This is a genomic window from Aeromonas bestiarum, assembly GCF_000819745.1.
In the GTDB taxonomy this organism is placed as follows: Bacteria; Pseudomonadota; Gammaproteobacteria; order Enterobacterales; family Aeromonadaceae; genus Aeromonas; species Aeromonas bestiarum.
Window position 1 is genome coordinate 105,161 of sequence record NZ_CDDA01000015.1, and the last position, 14,849, is coordinate 120,009.

15 protein-coding genes, 1 tRNA gene and 1 riboswitch are annotated in these 14,849 nt (G+C 59.0%); of the genes, 10 read left to right on the forward strand and 6 right to left on the reverse strand.

From position 1 onward, the window contains the following. Nucleotides 1–118 precede the first annotated feature (118 nt). Complete coding sequence (pyrF, locus tag BN1118_RS07755; protein WP_043555352.1) at nucleotides 119–820, forward strand: orotidine-5'-phosphate decarboxylase; 702 nt, start codon at nucleotides 119–121, stop codon at nucleotides 818–820. Between the two features lie 63 nt (nucleotides 821–883). Here pyrF and rrtA read toward each other — a convergent pair whose 3' ends face one another. Next, nucleotides 884–1,462, reverse strand: a complete 579-nt coding sequence (gene rrtA, locus BN1118_RS07760; RefSeq protein WP_209428862.1) for a rhombosortase — start codon at nucleotides 1,460–1,462, stop codon at nucleotides 884–886. Here rrtA and BN1118_RS07765 point away from each other — a divergent pair. The 5 genes from BN1118_RS07765 (at nucleotide 1,428) to BN1118_RS07785 (ending at nucleotide 4,336) form a co-directional block, all read left to right on the forward strand. Then, nucleotides 1,428–2,081 (forward strand): tRNA-uridine aminocarboxypropyltransferase, encoded by a 654-nt coding sequence (locus BN1118_RS07765; protein ID WP_209428863.1) that lies wholly within the window; start codon nucleotides 1,428–1,430, stop codon nucleotides 2,079–2,081. The two genes, rrtA and BN1118_RS07765, sit on opposite strands and share 35 nt — an antisense overlap. Before the next feature lie 22 nt (nucleotides 2,082–2,103). Then, nucleotides 2,104–2,811 (forward strand): 7-cyano-7-deazaguanine synthase QueC, encoded by a 708-nt coding sequence (queC, locus tag BN1118_RS07770; RefSeq protein ID WP_043555357.1) that lies wholly within the window; start codon nucleotides 2,104–2,106, stop codon nucleotides 2,809–2,811. 61 nt (nucleotides 2,812–2,872) lie between these two features. Continuing rightward, nucleotides 2,873–3,544, forward strand: a complete 672-nt coding sequence (gene queE, locus BN1118_RS07775) for a 7-carboxy-7-deazaguanine synthase QueE (RefSeq protein WP_043555843.1) — start codon at nucleotides 2,873–2,875, stop codon at nucleotides 3,542–3,544. A 1-nt stretch (nucleotide 3,545) separates the two neighbouring features. Next, nucleotides 3,546–3,776 (forward strand): DUF3820 family protein, encoded by a 231-nt coding sequence (locus BN1118_RS07780; RefSeq protein ID WP_042871355.1) that lies wholly within the window; start codon nucleotides 3,546–3,548, stop codon nucleotides 3,774–3,776. Further along, nucleotides 3,773–4,336 carry a cob(I)yrinic acid a,c-diamide adenosyltransferase gene (locus BN1118_RS07785; protein ID WP_043555359.1) on the forward strand — a complete coding sequence of 188 codons (564 nt, stop codon included), beginning with the start codon at nucleotides 3,773–3,775 and terminating at the stop codon, nucleotides 4,334–4,336. Before BN1118_RS07780 ends, BN1118_RS07785 begins: the two co-directional genes overlap by 4 nt. 67 nt (nucleotides 4,337–4,403) lie before the next feature. Here the strand turns inward: BN1118_RS07785 and BN1118_RS07790 are convergent, their stop codons facing one another. Further along, a complete protein-coding gene (locus BN1118_RS07790) occupies nucleotides 4,404–4,808 on the reverse strand; it encodes an H-NS family histone-like protein (protein WP_042871358.1) in 405 nt (134 codons plus the stop codon). Nucleotides 4,809–5,130: 322 nt separating this feature from the next. After that, a riboswitch (Lysine riboswitch) is annotated at nucleotides 5,131–5,302 on the forward strand. Nucleotides 5,303–5,388: 86 nt separating this feature from the next. Here BN1118_RS07790 and BN1118_RS07795 point away from each other — a divergent pair. Both BN1118_RS07795 and BN1118_RS07800 read left to right on the forward strand, forming a co-directional pair. Beyond that, entirely contained in the window at nucleotides 5,389–6,969 is a 1,581-nt protein-coding gene (locus BN1118_RS07795; RefSeq protein ID WP_042871359.1) for a Na+/H+ antiporter NhaC family protein, read from the forward strand. An 86-nt stretch (nucleotides 6,970–7,055) separates the two neighbouring features. Then, a complete protein-coding gene (locus BN1118_RS07800) occupies nucleotides 7,056–7,637 on the forward strand; it encodes a thymidine kinase (RefSeq protein WP_043136617.1) in 582 nt (193 codons plus the stop codon). Between the two features lie 54 nt (nucleotides 7,638–7,691). Here BN1118_RS07800 and BN1118_RS07805 read toward each other — a convergent pair whose 3' ends face one another. Next, a complete protein-coding gene (locus BN1118_RS07805; protein ID WP_043136615.1) occupies nucleotides 7,692–9,029 on the reverse strand; it encodes a flavohemoglobin expression-modulating QEGLA motif protein in 1,338 nt (445 codons plus the stop codon). A 157-nt stretch (nucleotides 9,030–9,186) separates the two neighbouring features. On the opposite strand from BN1118_RS07805, the gene BN1118_RS07810 reads away from it, so the two are divergent. After that, complete coding sequence (locus BN1118_RS07810) at nucleotides 9,187–9,642, forward strand: type III secretion system chaperone family protein (protein ID WP_084214039.1); 456 nt, start codon at nucleotides 9,187–9,189, stop codon at nucleotides 9,640–9,642. A 217-nt stretch (nucleotides 9,643–9,859) separates the two neighbouring features. Further along, nucleotides 9,860–9,947: transfer RNA gene (locus BN1118_RS07815), tRNA-Ser, on the forward strand. A gap of 329 nt (nucleotides 9,948–10,276) precedes the next feature. Here BN1118_RS07815 and alr read toward each other — a convergent pair. The 3 genes from alr to BN1118_RS07835 form a co-directional block, all read right to left on the reverse strand. Then, the gene (gene alr / locus BN1118_RS07825) at nucleotides 10,277–11,431 is read right to left on the reverse strand and encodes an alanine racemase (RefSeq protein ID WP_209428864.1); all 1,155 of its coding nucleotides are present in this window, start codon (nucleotides 11,429–11,431) and stop codon (nucleotides 10,277–10,279) included. A 442-nt stretch (nucleotides 11,432–11,873) separates the two neighbouring features. After that, the gene (locus BN1118_RS07830; RefSeq protein ID WP_043555365.1) at nucleotides 11,874–13,505 is read right to left on the reverse strand and encodes a methyl-accepting chemotaxis protein; all 1,632 of its coding nucleotides are present in this window, start codon (nucleotides 13,503–13,505) and stop codon (nucleotides 11,874–11,876) included. Nucleotides 13,506–13,627: 122 nt separating this feature from the next. Then, complete coding sequence (locus BN1118_RS07835) at nucleotides 13,628–14,848, reverse strand: EAL domain-containing response regulator (protein ID WP_043555368.1); 1,221 nt, start codon at nucleotides 14,846–14,848, stop codon at nucleotides 13,628–13,630. Between the last annotated feature and the right edge of the window lies 1 nt (nucleotide 14,849).

Below are 14,849 nucleotides of genomic sequence, written 5' to 3' on the forward strand. Positions count from 1 at the left end.
GATCAATTGAAAGTGAGATGCCGGGGCTGCAAGTGCCGCCGCGGTGTCATCAGGTTGAACCTGGGCCTGGATGGTGAAGCCGCGCCCAGATGGTGAACAACAATCAATAGGAAGTGAGATGCTAGATCCCAAAGTACTGGTAGCGCTGGATTATCAGCACGAGGCCGATGCCTTCGCGTTCATTGAACGTATCTCTCCGGCCCAGTGCCGCCTCAAAGTAGGCAAGGAGATGTTTACCCTGTTTGGCCCCCAGTTTGTACGTCAGCTGGTCGCAAAGGGATTCGATGTATTTCTGGATCTGAAGTTTCACGACATTCCCAATACCGTGGCCAAGGCCGTGGCCGCCAGTGCCGAGCTGGGTGTCTGGATGGTCAACGTCCATGCCAGCGGCGGTGAACGCATGATGCGTGCCGCCAGAGAGGCCTTGCTGCCCTATGGCGACAAGGCGCCGCTGCTGATCGGGGTGACAGTGCTGACCAGCATGGAGCAATCCGACATGGCGCCCCTTGGCCTGGACGTGAGCCCGGCCGAGCAGGTGATCCGGCTGGCGACATTGACCAGGGCCGCAGGGCTGGATGGGGTGGTCTGCTCCGCCAATGAGGCGAGTGAACTCAAGGCCCTGCTCGGCGCCGACTTCAAGCTGGTGACCCCGGGTATTCGCCCCACCGGATCCGCGGCCGGGGATCAACGCCGGGTGATGACGCCGCTGGCTGCGATGCAAGCCGGCGCCGACTATCTGGTCATAGGTCGCCCCATCACCCAGGCAGAGGATCCCGCCGCCATGTTGTCAGGCATCAATGCGGAGCTGGCCGGGCGTTAAGGTTTGAAGGCCGGGTGAGCCCCGGCCTGTTTTTTGGTCAAGGCAAGCAGGCATTGGGCGCCATCACTCCTTGATGGCCTGGCTGCCGAGACTGACCGGCAACAGGCCGAGCAGCAGGCCCGCCACCGAGCCAATCAGATGTGATTCGATGTGAACCCGGGCGCCAATCAGTACAGAAACCGGGCTCTCGCCCGCGCTGTAGAAGTCCACTCCAAGCTTGATGGCCACCCCCAGCAGCATCAGCCAGCCCGAATAGCGGCGATAGCGGATGTCCTGCAAGGCTCCCCACACGAACAGGCCGTGCAAGGCGCCCGACAGCCCCATGTACCACTGAGTCTGCGGGCATAACCACCAGATGCCGAGACCGACGGCCCCCCCCAGCAACAGCAGCAATACCGGCAGGCGACAGCCCGTCAGGTATTCACGAAACAGGCTGTAGAGCACGCACAGGCCGCTCAGGTTGAGCAGCAGGTGCCATAAATTGGTGTGGGCCAGATTGCCTGTTATGATGCGCCACCCTTCGCCTTGGGCGATCAGGGTGCGATCGAAGGAGAGCAAATGATTCGGTACTGTGAAGAAAAGCAACAAGCTGGCGAGTGAAAGCGTGATGACCCAGAGCAATCCTGATTTTTCTGACAACATGAAACAGCCCAACGATAAGAACAGCCGATACTGTACACGTTGCACCAGAGCCCTCAAAGCCTGTCTGTGTGATTATATTCGGCAGGTGCCGCATCTCGCTCCCCTCCATATTTTGCAGCATCCGAGCGAAGTGGGGCACCCCAAGGGCACTGCCGCTCTGCTCGCCGCCTCTCTCACCCAGGCCAGTATTCATGTGGGGGAGGATTTTGCCGAGGCGCATTGGCTCAATGACTTGCTGGCGGATCCCGAGGTGCACTGCTATCTGCTCTGGCCTGACGAGCATGCGCTGGGGCTGGATCAGGTGCGCGATCAACGGCATCAGGCAGGGGATCGCCGTCAGGTCTGCTTTCTGTTGCTCGATGGCACCTGGCGCAAGGCGTATCGCATCTTGCACAGCAATCCGGCCCTGCTGCGGTTGCCCAGGATCAAGCTTGGCGCCATACCGGGCCAGTACTCCATTCGCAAGAAGCCGTTTCCCGAGGCGTTGTCGACCCTGGAAGCGGGTTATCATCTGTTATCCCAGTGGGAGGGCGAGCCCGCGCGCTTCGCCCCGCTGATGAACCTCTTTACCCATTTAAACCGGCAGTGGCATGACTTTGCACAAGGTCGCCGTACTTGAACTGCCTGAAGGAGTGATAAACGTGAAAAAAGCCGTCGTGGTATTCAGTGGTGGGCAGGACAGCACCACCTGTCTGGTGCAGGCTCTGGCCCAGTATGACGAGGTGCACGCCATTACCTTTGACTATGGCCAGCGCCATCGGGAGGAGATAGAGACGGCTCGCCGACTGGCCGGCGCGCTTGGCATTGCCGCCCACAAGGTGATGGACGTGACCCTGCTCAATGAACTGGCGGTCTCGGCCCTGACCCGGGACGACATTCCGGTCAGCTGCGAGCTGCAGGAGAACGGTCTGCCCAATACCTTCGTACCGGGCCGCAACATATTGTTTCTGACCCTGGCCTCCATCTATGCCTACCAGGTGGGCGCCGAATCGGTGATCACCGGGGTGTGCGAGACCGATTTCTCCGGCTACCCGGATTGTCGCGACGAGTTCGTCAAGGCGCTCAATCAGGCGGTCTCCCTGGGGCTGGGTCGCGGCATCCGCTTCGATACCCCGCTGATGTGGCTCGACAAGGCCGAGACCTGGGCGCTGGCGGATCATTATGGTCACCTGGAGACGGTGCGCCAGCAGACGCTGACCTGCTACAACGGCATCGCCGGCGATGGTTGTGGTACCTGTCCTGCCTGCGAACTGCGTAGCCGGGGGCTGAATCTGTATCTGGCCGACAAGGCGGGCATCATGGCCCGGTTGTACGAGAAAACCGGGCTGGGCGAGAAAAGCGGACTGTGAGCCTGCGTCTTGCCTTCGCTTGGGGTATAATCCGCGACTTTTGCAACAAGCCGTGACCGAGATGCACTACCCAATCAACGAGATTTTCCAGACCATCCAGGGGGAGGGCATCTTCACCGGCCTGCCCGCCATCTTCGTTCGCCTGCAAGGCTGCCCCGTGGGCTGCCCCTGGTGCGATACCCGCCATACCTGGATTGTCGATCCCGCTCGTGAAGTGGGGGTTCAGGCGGTGCTCGACTGTTCCAATGAATCGGATGGTTGGAGCAAGATGAACACTGAGCAGATCCTGGCCAGTTTCCAGCAGCTCGGTTATCAGGCGCGCCACGTGGTGATCACGGGTGGGGAACCCTGCCTGTATGATCTGCAGGGTCTCTCTACCGCCCTGATTGAGGCGGGTTACCAGGTGCAGATCGAAACCAGCGGTACCAGCGAGATCCAGACCCATGCCAATACCTGGGTCACAGTGTCGCCCAAGATTGGCATGAAGGGGGGCCTGCCCGTGCTGGTCTCGGCCCTCGAGCGTGCCAACGAGATCAAGCATCCGGTAGCGACCGAGCGCCATATCGAGGAGCTGGATGCCCTGCTGGCGACCGCCACCTTGCGGCCTGACGTGGTGATTGCGCTGCAACCCATCAGCCAGAAGCCCAGAGCCACCCAGCTGGCGATGGCTACCTGCATCGCCCGTAATTGGCGGCTCTCCATCCAGACCCATAAATATCTGGACATCGATTAATATGGAGTGGCTCTCTGACGAGCGGGTGTTGCTGACCCTGGCCCACAAGATGCCTTACGGCAAATATCAGGGGCGGCGCATCATAGATATTCCAGAGCCCTATCTGGTGTGGATGGCGCGCACCGGCTTTCCCGCTGGCGCGTTGGGCCAGACCCTGGCCCTTGCCTATGAGATCAAGCTCAACGGGCTCGAATCCATGATTGTTCCCATTATTAACAGGATGTCGGTATGAGAATATATACGAGGCAGGGTGATAAAGGCATGACCCGGCTGGCCGATGGTGTGCAATTGGCCAAGGACGATATGCGGGTGGAAACCTATGGCTATATCGATGAATTAAATTCTCATATAGGTCTACTCATTGCCGAGGTTCCTGCTGCTGAAACCGGCTTATTAGCCGACTTGTTATTATTGCAACAAGAGTTGTTCGATTTGGGCGGTGAACTGGCATTTTCCAGCGCTGGTCAGCAGGAGGCCATCTGGCAGGTGAATAATGCATGGACGTTGCGCCTGGAGCGGCAAATTGATGGCTACAGCGCCAATTTGCCCGTGCTGCGCAATTTCATTTTGCCCAGTGGTTCCCGGGCGGCGGCGCAAGCCCATGTGGTGCGCACCCTGACCCGTCGTTGTGAGCGCCTGCTGCTGAGCCTGAGCCGTGCGGAGCAGATCAATCCGGCCATACTGCCTTATATGAACCGGCTGAGTGACTGGTTCTTCACCATAGCCCGCTACCTGCTGGCCTGTACCTCGACGCCGGAAGTGCTCTGGGTCAAGGCGGCAGAACGGAGTTGATGAGCGGATATCAGGTAATAAAAAACCTCGCACTGCGAGGTTTTTTTATGGGAGGTCGTTTGCCTGATCAGATGGCAAATTCTTCGACGGATTTACCGTCGGCAACGGCCTTGGCAATCACGGATGGCATGCGGCCCTGACCGGTCCAGGTTTTTTCAATGCCGTTATCCAGATAGCGATATTTGGCCGGGCGAGGGGCGCGCTTGCCTTTGGCGGCTTTGGCCGGTTCAGTGGCAACCGTGCCCACCAGTTCGGCCGGATCAATGCCGGCGGCTTTCAGCATTTCGGCATATTCGTTAATCTTGCGCTGATGCTCTTCACGGGCCTGACGATCGGCGGATTCATCTTGCTGACGTTCGGCAACAATAGCAGAGAGCTTTTCCAGCCCCTCTTCCAATTGCTCCAGGGTCAGCTCACGGCAAGCTGCGCGCAAGCTACGGATATTCAGCAGTACTTTCAAAAATTCGTTCATAGTGTCCACCACGCGAGCAAAGGAGTGAATTAAATAAAAAAGAGTAATTTTGGGTAATTTATACGGCAGCTTGCTATTAAGTCAAGATAAGCGAATTAATAAATTCAGAGTGCAAATTAAGTGAACTATTTTGAATTCAGGCTGGATTCAGCAATATTGGCCGTCATCATACTCGACTGAGTTCTGGATAGATGAAAATAGCGACAAAACCAATATATTTGCACCATTTGACTACCATTTTGCCATTTTAAAACGCCCCATGTGGGGATTTAATCAAAAAACTTGCTATAACGTGCCGGCACGATAAAATGTGCCTCGAATACCTTTAAGTAGAGGCGCGCTGCCTATGACTACTTGTGCGGAGGGTGATGCCTGTGATGCATGAGGAAAGGAGTCAGCGCCGAAGTGGCCAGGCCATCATACCGGGCTGCTGGTTCTGCATCGAACAGGTGCAGGACTGCCATAGTCATCCACTATGGAGCGCTACCTGAAGGGGCTGAGGAGTATAACCTCCCCATGGGTTTTGTTTCTTTATCCTCTCGGTAGATCTCCACCTGCTGTCTTTAGGTGCAAAGAGATCATGGACATCATTCATTACGCCGACTCCGGTTGGTCTGTCATTCCCCCTTTACTGGCCGTCGCTCTGGCGATCATCACCCGCCGCGTCCTGGTGTCGCTGGGGGTAGGTATTGTTGCCGGCAGCCTGCTGCTCAATCAGTTTTCCCCGCTCGATTCCCTGCATTACATGTTGAATACCGTGCTCAAGATCTTCTGGGTCGAGGGTGCACTCAACCGTGACAACGTCAACATGCTGCTGTTCATGCTGCTGCTGGGCGGCCTCATCAGCCTGATGAGCGTCTCCGGTGCGACCCGTGCCTTCGCCGAGTGGGCCGAGCGTCGTGCCAAGACCCGCAAGGGGGCCAAGGCGCTCACCGGCATGATGGTGTTTGCCTTCTTCATCGATGACTTCTTCCACAGCCTGTCGGTGGGGGCCATCTGCCGTCCGGTCACCGACCGCTTCCAGATCTCCCGTGCCAAGCTGGCCTATCTGCTGGACTCCACCGCGGCGCCCGTTTGCGTGCTGATGCCCATCTCCTCCTGGGGTGCCTACATCATCGCCCTGGTAGGTGGCATCATGGCGGCGCACGGTCTGACCGATCAGAGCCCCATCTCCGCCTTCGTCGAAATGATCCCGATGAACCTCTACGCCGTGTTCACCCTGATCATGGTGCTGGTGGTTATCGCATTCCAGCTCGACATAGGCTCCATGCGTCAGCATGAGCAATGGGCGCTGGAAGGCAAGCTGTGGGATGAGTCCAAGGGTCGCCCCATAGGTCTGGACATGGAGAGCCCGGAAGAGAGCAATGGCGGCATGATCGACATGGTGCTGCCGATCCTGACCCTGACCGCCGCCACCGTCTACTTCATGATCCACTCCGGTGCCGCCGTGCTGAGCGAGAAGGGGCTGCCGTTCAGCGTGCTCGGCTCGTTCGAGAATACCAACGTCGGTTCTTCCCTGGTCTATGGCGCCCTGTGCAGCCTGGTGGTCTCCATCGGTCTGGCCATGCGCCTCAAGCTCGGCGCCAAGAACTGGATGAAGGCCGCCCCGCAAGGGATCATGGCCATGCTGCCGGCCATCAACATATTGCTGTTCGCCTGGACCATAGGCGCCGTGGTGCGCGACGTGGAGACCGGCAAGTACCTGGCCTCCATGGCCAACGGCAACCTGCCGATCGAGGTGTTGCCGGCGGTGGTGTTCATCCTCTCCTGCGCCATGGCGTTTGCCACCGGCACCAGCTGGGGCACCTTCGGCATCATGCTGCCGCTGGCCGGTGACATGGCGGCCGCCAGCGACATCAGCCTGATGCTGCCCATGCTGGCCGCCGTGTTGGCAGGCTCGGTATTTGGCGACCACAGCTCGCCCATCTCGAGCACCAGTATACTGTCGGCCACGGGCGCAGGGTGCCATCACATCGATCACGTGATGACCCAGCTGCCCTATGCGCTGGCCATCGCCTTCGGTGCCGCGCTCGGTTACCTGGTCATGGGGTTGATGCATTCCGTGCTGGCGGGCTTCACGGTCAGCGGGCTCTGGTTTGTGATCTTCTCCGGTTACCATCTGCGCAAGGCTCGGCTCCATCGAGAGCTGGCTATCGCATAAATAGAACAAGGGGCCCACGGGCCCCTTGGTTTTGGCATGGGCTTTGGTTAGCATGCGCCCCATAAATTCAGTTTCGGAACAACACCATGGCTTCACTGCACTACAAATTTGCCACCATGAATTCAGGCAAATCCACCCAGCTCATCCAGGCCCACTTCAATTATCTGGAGCGGGGCATGCAGCCCCTGGCCATGACACCGGCCATCGATGACCGCTTCGGCGCGGGGGTGATCAGTGCCAGGGTGGGATTGGAGTTGAAGGTGGATGTGTTCAGTGACGGCTGCGATCTGTTCGAGATGGTGAAGGCGCGCCATGCCGAGAAGCGCATCGATGTGTTCATCGTCGACGAGGCCCAGTTTCTGACCCGCGAGCAGGTCTACCAGCTCGCGCGCATCGTCGATGAGCAGGATATTCCTGTGATGGCCTACGGTCTCAAGACCGACTTTCGCGGTGAACTGTTCCCCGGCTCCTACCATCTGCTCTGTCTCGCCGACAAGTTCGAAGAGCTGAAAAGCATCTGCTGGTGCGGCAACAAGGCGCACATGAATTCCCGGGTCAATGAAGCAGGCCAGGTGATGCGCGATGGCGAGCAGGTGGAGATAGGTGGCAACGATCGCTATGTGTCGCTGTGCCGCAAGCACTATCTGGAAGGACGGGCCTACAAGTGATCCGGCCGGGATAAGAGAGAAGGGCGCCAATCAGGCGCCCTTTTTGTTTGCGACTCAGTCGATCTCGATATCCACGGGGGCAATGATGGGATCGGCCACCGGCAGGCGATGGAACAGCTGGCGAAAATGTTGCTGAACCCGGCCTATGTCCACCAGCGACATGCCGGAGGCGAAGCCGAACCAGACGTAGAGTCCGGTGAGATCGCGAAACATGGGCGGCAGGTAGCGGGGGGCATCGATCAGCCCTTCCAGATAGTGCTGATAGAGCACGGGGATGTCGTCCAGGGTCACCTTGCCGACGAACAGCATGGGCAGGATCTCGGGGACCCCTTCCAGCACGGCGCTGCGGATGAAGTTGACCGTCTCCACGTAGCCGCGCACGTAGGAGAGATCCTTGGTAAAGCAGGCACCGCCGCCCACCATGCCGCCACGAAACACCCGCTGGGTGATCTTGTAGGCATCGTGCTCGCTGGTGCCCTGCGCCACAAAATGCTGGAACACCTCGACAAAGTCGGCGCCTCGCTCCGCCATGTCGATGGCCATCACCCGATCCGAGATGCGCTTGGCCCGATCCGGAAAGGAGCTGAAGGTGAGCGTCTCGATCAGGACCGCCAGCCCCTCCTGACAGGCGGTGATGCGCGGCGAGCCGGCGCTGAGCCAGGTGGCGTAGGGCTGCTGGCGGCCGTTGAGGGTGGTGCCCACGTGTACCCAGCCCTCGTGTACCTCCAGCACCTGCAGATCCAGCTCGGAGAAGCGGGCGTGGGAGTTGAGCTTGATGTAATCGCCACCGGCGGCGGCGTCCGAGACGATGCCATCGCTTAGCTTGACCTGTACCGTGCCGTCGCTGAAATAGCTCGACAGCTTGCCCTGCAGCTTGGCGACCGCCGCTTCCCCTTCAAACTCCTTGGGGTAGGGGCGCACCAGATGACGGGCACCGGGCAGGGAGAAGATGTCGCACAAGCGGGCTCCCAGCTCCTTGAGGGTCTTGCGATCGCCGCGCAGGTGATCGCTGGCCGAGCCGTACAGCAGCTGGCTGTAGCGCAAGAAATCGGGCTGTCCGCGCTGGCGCAGCATCTCGATCACTACCATGTACTGATCGACCGTCTCTTGCAGGATCCGGCCCAGGTCATCCTGAGGGCCCAGCCGGCGCCGGATCCTGTCTCGCAACTCCTTGAGTTCAAGATACTTGTTGCGGGGATCGAAGCCGAGGGGCAGGGCATCGTAGAAGTGCTGGTCGATGGCGGGCAGCACTCGTCCCCCGTTGGCCAGAAAATCGGCCTGGAGGTGACGGGGCCACTTGATGGCATCCAGAATGCGAATGGGCTTTTGCAGGGCCAGCAGTTCATCCGACAGGGATTTCAGATGCAGGCGGTACTTTTCTTGGATGGTCATCAGGCCTTCTGTGGGGTGAAGGTGGGGCGAGAATGGCTGAGTATATGCATAGTGTTTGCCAAAAAGAAGCTGGCTCCCTGCTTATCCGGCCACTGCACTTTTGGTTGCCGGAAAATTGGTTTAGACTGCGCCCCTTGATCCTTATCGTGTCGTGGAAATGATGAATATCCCCAGCTCTGAAATGATAATGCGTTGGTTGCAGCAGGCTCGTATCGAGCACTATGTCTGCGATCAGTGTCATGGCATCCACATTGTCTCCCTGCAGTCCGTCGACGGCATCCAGGAGAGCCGGATCTTTGTCGAAGAGGAAGGGCTGCTGTTTTCATCCGAGCTGGAAGTGCGTCCCTCCTCGCTGCTGCCGCTGATGGCCGAACTGGGTCGCCTCAACATGCAGTACCCGTCGCTCAAGGTGTTCCTCGACATTATCGATGACAACCTGCCGCGTCTCATCGTGGGCCACACAGTGTTCACCAAGGCGGGTCTTTCAGTGGAACAGTTCCTGCTGTTCGTCGAAAGCACCACGGCCGCGACCCATGAAGTGGTGTCCGAATGCGAGCGCCTTGGCTTCCTCAACCTGCCCGAGATCCTGGTCGCGCCGGAATGCGTGCACTGATTTGTGCGTTAAATGTGCGAACGATTCGTCAGGCAAAAAAAGCCGTTGACGCCGGCGGGGCTTTCCCCTAAATTACGCCCCGTTCCAGCGCAACAGCGCCGTGAACACAGTGTTGGCTGAACACGTTAAACAACAGACCAAAATTTGGTGATGTGCCCAAGTGGCTGCCAGCCGATGATATCGGCAAGCAAGCACGAGCGCATGACTAGAACAAATTGGTGAGGTGTCCGAGTGGCTGAAGGAGCACGCCTGGAAAGTGTGTATACGGCAACGTATCGAGGGTTCGAATCCCTCCCTCACCGCCAAATAAAACAAAAGGGCCTGTCGAAAGACAGGCCCTTTTTGTTTCTCCAGTGCTTGCTGGTGCAACCCCTATCCAGGCTCGGCAAGCGGACAGGCTCCGCCATGCCGGGTAGCCAAGAGTGCCCCTTGGGCGAGATCCCGCTGACGGTGAGCGCATCCCGGCCGAATGCCACCAAAACTGACCTAATTCACCCGGCTCGGAGCGGCTGGCCAGCGTGAGCCCGCCTCAGGCACCAGAGGATCAGTCACACTCGGCGCAGTCCGGCTGCGCCGGGTGTTTTTAGATGCCGCCATGCCTCATCTCTCCCGAGTTGAGATGGGGGAGCCTGTGCTAGGCCGTGACTCGCCGGGCGTACCCTGCATATGAGGGCATATCGGCGTCTGCCAGCGACTGTGCATTGGCGCAGGGCTGGGCAAGCGTGACGAACACCCGGGAGGTGAGGCGGGTCAGCAGTTCATAGGGGATAGTCCCTATCTTCTCAGCCACCTGTTCCACCGGCAGACCCTCTCCCCACAGGATCACCTCATCCCCGCACTGGTCGCTGGCGTGTGGCCCGAGATCGACCGTGATCATGTCCATGGAGACCCGGCCGACGATGGGCACCCGGCGACCATTGACCAGCATGGGCGTCCCCTCGGGAGCCATGCGCGGGTAGCCGTCGCCATAGCCGACCGCGACCACCCCCAGGGTGGTGTCGCGCTGGGCCACCCAATGGGCGCCATATCCTACCGATTCTCCCCGCTTGCACTCTCTGATGGCGATGAGCTGGCTCTTGAGGGTCATGACGGGGCGCAGCCCATGATCGGTGGCCAGCTGGCCCCCGAAGGGGGAGGCGCCATAGAGCATGATGCCAGGTCTTATCCAGTCGCTGCGTGAACCCGGCCAGGCCAGGATCCCCGCCGAGTTGGCCATGGCCCGCTCGCCTGGCAGGTGGGCGGTGAGCTGGTTGAACGCCTCGATCTGCTGCTGGGTGGCTTGGTTCTCCTGCTCGTCGGACTGGCCGAAATGGGTCATCAGATGGAAGGGTTGTACCACGCTCCTGCAATGGCTCAGTCGTTCGATGAAGGCGGGCAGATCCTGCGTTCTCACCCCCAGCCGGTTCATCCCGGTATCGAGCTTGAGCCAGACCTTGATGGGAGCGGGCAGCTTGGCCTGTTCGAGCAGCGCCAGCTGCTCCCAAGTGTGCAGTGTGGTCTGTAGATTGTGCTCCGCCAGCAGCGGCAGCGCCTCGGCCGAGAAGAAGCCACCCAGTACCAGAATGGGTTTGGTGATGGCATTGGCACGCAGCACCAGCGCCTCTTCGAGTCGCGCCACCGCATAGGCATCCGCCTGGACCAGGGTGTTGGCGACCAGCAGCAGACCATGACCATAGGCGTTGGCCTTGAGGACCGCGATGATCTTGCTGTGGGGGGCGTGACGCCGCACGACGGCAAAATTGTGATGGAGCGCATCGACATCGATGCTGGCCGTAACTGTGTTCATCATGGGATCGGGTGTCTGCTCGATGAGGATCTGGGTTGGCTGTTCGTCTCAATCTTGACCCGCTGGCTTGGGCGCCTTGTGTCGGGTCGCCGGAGTACGCAGCGGATGTTTATTTATATGCTTTAAAATGTACGATTATGTTATCAGTTGTTTTTTGTTTGGTAAATTACGTGGCGAATGGGAGCACATGAATGGCCTGAATACGGGATATTCCTCTGTATAAATGTGCTTCCCAACGCTTTGTCTTGCTCCCTATCACGCGATATTTATCACTGGTTATGACCCGCCAAAGGCAGGGGTTAATGTGGGTTTTTCAGTGAGTTGGCGGCAGGACCCGGCTCGGGTTAATGGGGTTTGACACGGATTTTGGGGGCCGGGACGGGCCGGATGAAGGCGCGGGGGAGGGGAAAATAGGGCTGCCGGGATGGCAGCCCTTGTTGGTCTGCTACACCTTGAAGAAACCTATGCCCTGGTTGAGCTGGTGGATGATGTCGGTCAGCTGGGAGGCATCGTGGTTGACGCTCTCGGCGGCGGATACGTTCTCCAGCGACATCTGGGTGATCTCCTCGACCGACTGGGCGATCAGCTGGCTGGCGGCGGCCTGCTCATGGAGCATGGAGCTGATCTCCTGGATGAGGCCCACCACCTTGCGGGAGCTCTGATCCACCTGGGCCATGGTATCGCTGGAGCTGTCGGTGGTTTCTCGCACCCTGCTCATGCTGTCGGCACAGGCATTCATTCCCTTGACCGCGCCTGTGGCCCCCTGCTGGATCGACTTGAGCATCTCGTTGATCTCTTGCGTCGCCTGGGTCGTCCGCGCCGCCAGGGTACGCACCTCGTCGGCCACCACGGCAAAGCCACGGCCCATGTCACCGGCCCGGGCGGCCTCGATGGCGGCGTTGAGTGCCAGCAGGTTGGTCTGATCCGCCACCCCCTGGATCATCACCGAGATCTGGCTGATGCGGGTGATGTCATCAAACAGCCCCTGCACCTGTTTGGCCGAGTCGTTGACGGCCGTGGTGACCTTGAGCACCTCTTGCGAGGCGTGCTTGACCTGCTCTTCGCCCGAATGGGCAATTTCTCCCGACTGCATCACCACGCTGTTGGCCTGGTTGGCGAAGGAGGAGAGCTGGGAGACCGAGGTGGTCAGCTCTTCAACCGATGCGGCTGTATTGGCGGTCGCCAGCGATTGTTGCTGGGAGCTGGTGTTGACCTGCTGGGCGGCGGCGACCAGTTGGGAGGAGCTGGCGGTCAACCCTTCGGCGGCACGCTGCATGGTCGAGACAATGTCGCGCAAGCTGTGGCGGGTGCTGCTCATGGCTTGCTGCATCTGGGTCAGCTCGTCGTTGCCTTCCGCACTGTCCTGCGCCGTGAGATGCCCTTGCGCCAGCTGCTTCAGCTCGCTCATGATGGCGATCAAAGGCAGATTGATGCTGCTGCTGAGCAGCCAGCCCAGCACCAGGGAGAGCATGACGGATCCGGCGAGTATGGTATAGGTGGTGGTGGTGATATTGGCGACGATCACGTCGCTGTCATCATAAGCCTTCTTGCCGAGCCCCTGATTGATGTCCACCAGCTTGCTGAGCAGGTCGTCGACCACCTGGAAGCTGGCGGCGGCTTCCCCCTTCATCAACTTGACGGCGGTGTCGTTGTCATTGGCATAGCTGGCCGCCATGGTTTTCTTCGCCGCTTCCTTGTAAATCGGCCAGGCTCTGTCCACCTCCGCCAGCGCGGCTTTTTCCGGCTCGGTCAGCTCGGTCGCCCGGTATTTATTCAGTAGGGTATTCATCTTCTGTTCGTAGCCATCCATCTGGCTGGCGATCTTGTCCATCCCCGCTGGGGTGGGCTCGATGACATAGTCAAACAGCGAACGGTTATGGTAGATGGCCTGCATATTGGCGTTGGAGACATCTGTGATGGGGGTCAGAATGTTGAGATACATGTCATTGAGCATGTCGTTGACAGTGGCGGTATTCTGTTTGCCGTAGAGCCCCACCCCGATCAGGATGAGGTTCAGCAACAGAAAAGAGACAATAAGCCGCGTCTTGATGGAGATCTGGCGAAGTAGGTTGTTCATGGTAGCCTCATGCTTGTTTTATTTGCGTTCCCTGCAGCGAGATTACGACTGCTCTCTTGTCATCCCACCCCTGGCCGGGTGAGCACCACAATATCGTTTCTGCATCCTCGTTATTTCACCCTTCATGTCACCCTGGCTTGCCATTCGGCAAACCAGGACGTTATCTGTGCCACAGGCAAGGGGCGACTGACGTAATAGCCCTGGGCCAGTTCACAGCCCAGCAGGGCCAGTTGCCGCCAGTCCTCTTCGCTCTCAACCCCTTCGGCCACCGTCTTGAGCCCGAGCTTCTGGCTCATGACGATGGCTGAGGTCAATATAGCCAGCTTCTTCGGGCTGCTATGGGCGTCGTGGACAAATTCTTTATCTATCTTGATCTCGGTGAAGGGGCAGCGGGATAACTGCTTCATGGAGGAGTAGCCGGTGCCATAATCATCCATCGCTATGCCAAATCCCCTGAGCCGCAAACGGGCCAAGGTGCCCAATGACATGGAGAGATTGGACATGAAGGTGGTTTCGGTGACTTCAATAATGATGGCGTTGCAGGGCAGTTGGTGTTCCTGCACGACCGCAATCATGTTCTCGACCAATTTATCCGTGAGCAGCAGGCTCACCGGCAAATTGATCGAACAGCTGATGGGGCCGGGCAGGCTGGCCAGTGTCGTGAGCGCATCACAGGTGGCGTGCAGGAAGTGATAAAAGAAATCCAGCGCCAATTGCCCCTCTTCCAGATGGTGGACGAAACAGACGGGCGGGATCACGCCGTGTTCGGGATGGAGCCAGCGTACCAGGGCCTCAAAGCCATAGAGGCGCGAATCCGCCATCGTTATCTTGGGTTGCAGAAAGGGCACCAGTTGCCGGTTATCCAGCGCCTGCTGCACATCGTCGGCGGTGAAGGCGAGCTGCATCCACTTCTTGTTCTCCCTGTGCACCAGGGGATCGCAATGCTGCAGCATGTTGCGCAGGTCGCTCGATTTGAGCGGCTTTGACAGCACGCCTATCACCTCCAGGGTGCCCGCATCGGCAATGGCGTGGATCACGTCCAGCACATCCCGCTCCACCCCGCTCATCACGGCCACAAACATCCGGTAGTGGGTATTCTTCTCCAGGTTGCTGATGAGCTCCACTCCGTCCATGCCCGGCATGTTGAGGTCGGTCAGCAGCAGATCGATGCGCTCCTCTTTGTGCTCCAGTTGCTGCAGCTTGTCCAGCGCATCCTGCCCGTCATGGGCCACATGAATGTGGCCAAATCCCAGCTCCTGCAACAGGCAGGTCACCTCATACTGCTGGGTGCGGGAGTCATCCACTACCATGGCACTGCGTCCTTGCCATTTTTCCAACGACATA

What these genes read in the sequence shown, in the direction of transcription:
- BN1118_RS07810 (WP_084214039.1), top strand. Translation starts at nt 9,187, where the DNA reads ATGATGAATATCCCCAGCTCTGAAATGATAATGCGTTGGTTGCAGCAG.
- BN1118_RS07800 (WP_043136617.1), top strand. Translation starts at nt 7,056, where the DNA reads ATGGCTTCACTGCACTACAAATTTGCCACCATGAATTCAGGCAAATCC.
- BN1118_RS07785 (WP_043555359.1), top strand. Translation starts at nt 3,773, where the DNA reads ATGAGAATATATACGAGGCAGGGTGATAAAGGCATGACCCGGCTGGCC.
- BN1118_RS07765 (WP_209428863.1), top strand. Translation starts at nt 1,428, where the DNA reads ATGACCCAGAGCAATCCTGATTTTTCTGACAACATGAAACAGCCCAAC.
- BN1118_RS07780 (WP_042871355.1), top strand. Translation starts at nt 3,546, where the DNA reads ATGGAGTGGCTCTCTGACGAGCGGGTGTTGCTGACCCTGGCCCACAAG.
- BN1118_RS07790 (WP_042871358.1), bottom strand. Translation starts at nt 4,808, where the DNA reads ATGAACGAATTTTTGAAAGTACTGCTGAATATCCGTAGCTTGCGCGCA.
- rrtA (WP_209428862.1), bottom strand. Translation starts at nt 1,462, where the DNA reads ATGTTGTCAGAAAAATCAGGATTGCTCTGGGTCATCACGCTTTCACTC.
- pyrF (WP_043555352.1), top strand. Translation starts at nt 119, where the DNA reads ATGCTAGATCCCAAAGTACTGGTAGCGCTGGATTATCAGCACGAGGCC.
- alr (WP_209428864.1), bottom strand. Translation starts at nt 11,431, where the DNA reads ATGATGAACACAGTTACGGCCAGCATCGATGTCGATGCGCTCCATCAC.
- BN1118_RS07805 (WP_043136615.1), bottom strand. Translation starts at nt 9,029, where the DNA reads ATGACCATCCAAGAAAAGTACCGCCTGCATCTGAAATCCCTGTCGGAT.
- queE (WP_043555843.1), top strand. Translation starts at nt 2,873, where the DNA reads ATGCACTACCCAATCAACGAGATTTTCCAGACCATCCAGGGGGAGGGC.
- BN1118_RS07830 (WP_043555365.1), bottom strand. Translation starts at nt 13,505, where the DNA reads ATGAACAACCTACTTCGCCAGATCTCCATCAAGACGCGGCTTATTGTC.
- BN1118_RS07795 (WP_042871359.1), top strand. Translation starts at nt 5,389, where the DNA reads ATGGACATCATTCATTACGCCGACTCCGGTTGGTCTGTCATTCCCCCT.
- BN1118_RS07835 (WP_043555368.1), bottom strand. Translation starts at nt 14,848, where the DNA reads ATGTCGTTGGAAAAATGGCAAGGACGCAGTGCCATGGTAGTGGATGAC.